The 1,337-nt window shown below is 60.4% G+C and carries 1 protein-coding gene; it reads right to left on the bottom strand.

Annotated elements, in window-relative coordinates; all coding sequences use genetic code 11:
* Positions 1–31: 31 nt before the first annotated feature.
* A protein-coding gene (locus U5A58_RS40340) for an IS3 family transposase (protein ID WP_321965447.1) occupies positions 32–1,242 on the bottom strand; the annotation gives its coding sequence in 2 pieces (ribosomal slippage) (positions 32–927 and positions 927–1,242; 1,212 coding nt in all).
* Positions 1,243–1,337 lie beyond the last annotated feature (95 nt).

Raw genomic sequence — 1,337 nt, 5'->3', positions numbered from 1 at the left:
TGGAGTTGACCCTGCAATCCCGGACACAGCTTCACACTAAGGTTGCTGAGTCCATCGAGCGCCGGAACTCGCGAGGCGAGCGGTATTTCAGCGCGCTATGGGGATGCTTCTCGTTGTAATGCTCGAACGCAATGGCCAGGTTGCTTGCCGCGGTCGCTGCATCCGGCTTCGGCATGAAGGCGACGTAGTCGCGCTTCATCGTTTTCACGAAACTCTCGGCCATGCCGTTACTTTGCGGGCTACACACCGGCGTGGTCAATGGCTTCAGCCCGATGGCGACTGCGAACCGACGTGTGTCGTCGGCCGTGTAGCCCGAACCGTTGTCGCTCAGCCACTCGATTTCGGACGGTGTATGCAGCTCGTTGCCAAACCGGTTTTCCACTGCAGCCAGCATCACGTCGCGCACAATGTCGCCGCTGTGGCCTGCCGTCGTGGCCGCCCAGCTCAGCGCTTCACGGTCGCAGCAGTCCAGTGCAAACGTCACGCGCAATGGTTCACCGTTGTCGCAGCGAAACTCGAAGCCGTCGGAGCACCATCGCTGATTGCTGCGCGCTACGGCCACCTTGCCGTCGTGCCGGCGTTGCGGCCTGGGTGGTATCGGTCGGCGCTGCATCAACAGCCCGTGCGTGCGCATGACGCGGTAGATACGCTTTGCATTGAAGGGCACCAGACCAAGCGCAATGCGTTCGTTGCGCAAAGTGCCCCAGACGCGGCGATAGCCATAGCTGGGCAAATCGCCGACGACGCGCCTGATTTCCTCGACCACGCTCGCATCGTCGGTCTGTCTCGATTGACGTCTATCCCGCCATGTAGCCGGACGCGACAGTCGTGCCGATACGTTCGAGCGCGACACGCCGAGAACTTCACAGACCAGCTTCACTGGTCGTCCTCCGGCAGCAAGGGCGAGTGCGCTATCCATTTTTTTGCCCGACCATACTCGACTGCTTCGCGAAGAATCTCGTTCTCCATGGTCTTCTTGCCGAGCATCCGTTGCAGCTCGCGAATCTGCTTGAGTGCATCGGCCAATTCCGATGCCGCAACAACTTCTTCGCCGGCCTTTACCGCTGACAGGCTCCCGTCCTGGTACAACTTGCGCCAGTGGAACAGCTGGTTCGGGTTCACGCCATGCTGGCGCGCAACCATCGAAACCGATTTCCCCGGTTCGAAGCTCTCTCGCACCATCGCCAGCTTTTGTTCCGCCGTCCAGCGCCGCCGACGCTCCGGGCCCGTCAACACTTCCATCACTTCCTGCCTGGTGTTAGTCAAAAACACAGTCTTATGCCTACTCGTTAGTTTAAGCGGGAGACTGTGTCCGGTGATTCAGGGGGCTGCTCCAC

This window comes from Paraburkholderia sp. J7 (genome assembly GCF_905220155.1).
In the GTDB taxonomy this organism is placed as follows: domain Bacteria; phylum Pseudomonadota; class Gammaproteobacteria; order Burkholderiales; family Burkholderiaceae; genus Paraburkholderia.
The sequence above is the reverse complement of the archived record's forward strand: the minus strand, read 5'-3'. Positions and strand labels throughout refer to the sequence as shown.